The 2,737-nt window shown below is 36.7% G+C and carries 4 protein-coding genes; all 4 read left to right on the forward strand.

Annotation, left to right across the window (positions count from 1 at the left end; all coding sequences use genetic code 11):
- On the forward strand, positions 1 to 891 hold an 891-nt coding region (gene sat, locus CK510_RS28970; RefSeq protein WP_143289497.1), incomplete at its 5' end, for a sulfate adenylyltransferase.
- A gap of 187 nt (positions 892 to 1,078) precedes the next feature.
- Positions 1,079 to 1,834, forward strand: a complete 756-nt coding sequence (locus CK510_RS28975) for a phosphoadenylyl-sulfate reductase (protein ID WP_211293343.1) — start codon at positions 1,079 to 1,081, stop codon at positions 1,832 to 1,834.
- An 82-nt stretch (positions 1,835 to 1,916) separates the two neighbouring features.
- A complete protein-coding gene (locus CK510_RS28980) occupies positions 1,917 to 2,249 on the forward strand; it encodes a hypothetical protein (protein ID WP_095724920.1) in 333 nt (110 codons plus the stop codon).
- 59 nt (positions 2,250 to 2,308) lie between these two features.
- Positions 2,309 to 2,686, forward strand: coding sequence for a putative sulfate exporter family transporter (locus tag CK510_RS28985; RefSeq protein ID WP_095724921.1), 378 nt, complete (start codon positions 2,309 to 2,311; stop codon positions 2,684 to 2,686).
- Positions 2,687 to 2,737: the final 51 nt, after the last annotated feature.

Below are 2,737 nucleotides of genomic sequence, written 5' to 3' on the forward strand. Positions count from 1 at the left end.
AAAACTTGGGCTGAAATTATTACCTATCAAAGATATCCAAAAATCAGTATTGTAATTAATTCTGTCTGGTTACTTACTAGTAAGTTTCAGCCAGACCAAGATTTAGAAGCAGAAAAAGTCTACGCTACAAAAGACGAAGCTCATCCAGGTGTTCAATCCATGCGTCAGGAAGGAGAAGTATATTTGGGAGGTGCGATCGCGCTCATTAATCCTATTCCCTACGCAGATTTCCTCGGTTATCGTCTAACTCCAGAGGCAACAAGAACTGAGTTTGCTAGACGCGAATGGAATACAATTGTAGCATTTCAAACTCGTAACCCTATCCATCGCGCCCATGAATATATCACCAAAATTGCTCTAGAAGTCGTTGATGGCTTATTTATTAATCCTTTGGTGGGTCAAACAAAATCTGATGATATTCCAGCAGACGTGCGGATGCAGTGCTATCAGGTACTGATGGAAAAATATTACCCACAAAGTCGCGTATGTTTAAGTGTTTTTCCTGCTGCTATGCGCTACGCAGGACCAAGGGAAGCAATCATGCACGCGATCGCACGCCAAAACTACGGCTGTACCCATCTCATCGTCGGACGTGACCATGCTGGAGTTGGGGATTATTACGGTACTTATGACGCACAGTACATCTTTGATGAATTTAGCAAAGATGAGTTAGAAATTACACCATTGAAGTTTGAACATGCTTTTTATTGTACTCGTACCCAATCAATGGCTACAGGTAAAACTAGCCCCAGTAGTAAAGAAGAAAGAATACATCTATCAGGTACAAAAGTGCGGGAAATGTTGAGAAGTGGCAAGACTCCACCACCAGAGTTTTCTCGTCCTGAAGTTGCCGAAATTCTGGTTGCTTCGATGCAATTAGCACAAGTTTAATTTCAGCTATCAATACAAATTTCTGAACATAAGTAGTAGTGCAAAAGTATCTAGGGATTGCTGAAAACTCCAAAACTTTGGGATTGCTTCCTTGCGAAGACGCAAGCTACGCAATGACGATATATATTTAACTTTTCCTAACCACTTGCCACAACTACAAACTAATTAATCAAAAGAGGAAACACTCATGTCTCAAGTAAATTCTATATCCATGACTGAAGATAAAGTTATCCAACTAGAATTAGAATATGCCACAAAAAGCCCACAAGAAATACTTGCACTAGCACTCATAGAATTTGACAACATTGCTATTTCTTTTAGTGGTGCTGAAGATGTAGTCTTGATTGATATGGCAGCAAAAATCAAAAAAGATATTCAAGTATTTTCTATTGATACAGGTCGTCTGCATCCTGAAACTTATCAATTTTTTGACAGGATTAGCAAACAATATCGCATTAAAATAGATGTGATTTTTCCTGATGCTGCCGAAGTCGAAAAATTAGTCAGAGAAAAAGGATTTTTCAGCTTCTATGAAGATGGTCATAAAGAATGCTGCGCTATTCGTAAAGTTAAACCGCTACGTCGCAAACTAGCAACTCTTGATGCTTGGATAACCGGACAACGAAAAGACCAAAATCCTGAAACCCGTGCGAGTGTTCCCGTAATTCAGATTGATACAGCTTTTTCCACAGCAAAAAATACCCTAATCAAATTTAACCCCCTAAGTAATTGGACTTCTGCTCAAGTTTGGCAATACATTCAAAAGAATGAAATTCCTTATAATCAGTTACATGCAAAAGGTTTTAATAGCATTGGTTGCGAACCCTGTACTAAAGCAATTTTACCAAATCAACATGAGCGTCTTGGTCGTTGGTGGTGGGAAGAAGCAGCAGATAAAGAATGTGGGTTTCATGAAATTAATTTGACACAAAACAACAAGTAATTTGTCTAATTAAAATGAGTTTGTATAGATGTAAAATACTACATCTATACAACACTTTTCATACTAATTATTCCTGAGAAGAATGTACATTAAGCTAGTTACAAAAATCAAAACTGATGGTAATCTATGTCGTAAATCTGCAAGAGTTTTGAATGAACTTGAAAGCTTAGATTTGCTCCATCGAATCGATGAGATTATTTCTGCTGATGAACGTCAAGCAACAAGTGAAGGATTTACTTTGGCAAATAAATATCAAGTACAATCTGCTCCTTTTTTTATCGTTGAAGATGATGGATTAATCCGTTTATACACTGCATATTATCAATTCATGAAAGATGTCTTTCAAGTTTCTATTTCTGAAGAAGATGAAATCTCTGAAATCATAGCTCGAAATCCAGAACTTGATTACATCTAATTATTGTCTAAATATTCCTTATTCTACATTCCTCAAAATTGAAAATTAAAAAAACAGCAATGGATAATCCACCTACACAGATTACAACCCCATTCCCAAAACCTTTTCAATTAAAAGTAGTAATACCAGGTTTATTACTCACATCTGGACTTGCACTTTTCGCTACTTCTCTGAAAAAAATTCCATCCCTTTCATTTTTAAGTGCATTAATTCTGGCAATTTTGCTAGGAATTGTAGTCAAAAACACAATTGGAACTCCAAAAATATTTCAACCAGGAATTACTTTCACTCTTAAACGCATTCTCCGATTAGCAATTATTTTATTAGGATTACAATTAAGTTTACCCCAGGTAATCGCAGTGGGACCAATTGGTTTAGGGATTGTCATTGTTACTTTGGTTAGCACATTCTTTGGGAGCATCCCACTTTTTATTTAGCGAGCAAAGATTAATCCATTAAGGTAAGCACAACGGTGAGCAATGACTTGA

The organism is Brunnivagina elsteri CCALA 953, from assembly GCF_002289455.1.
GTDB classification, from domain to species: Bacteria; Cyanobacteriota; Cyanobacteriia; order Cyanobacteriales; family Nostocaceae; genus Brunnivagina; species Brunnivagina elsteri.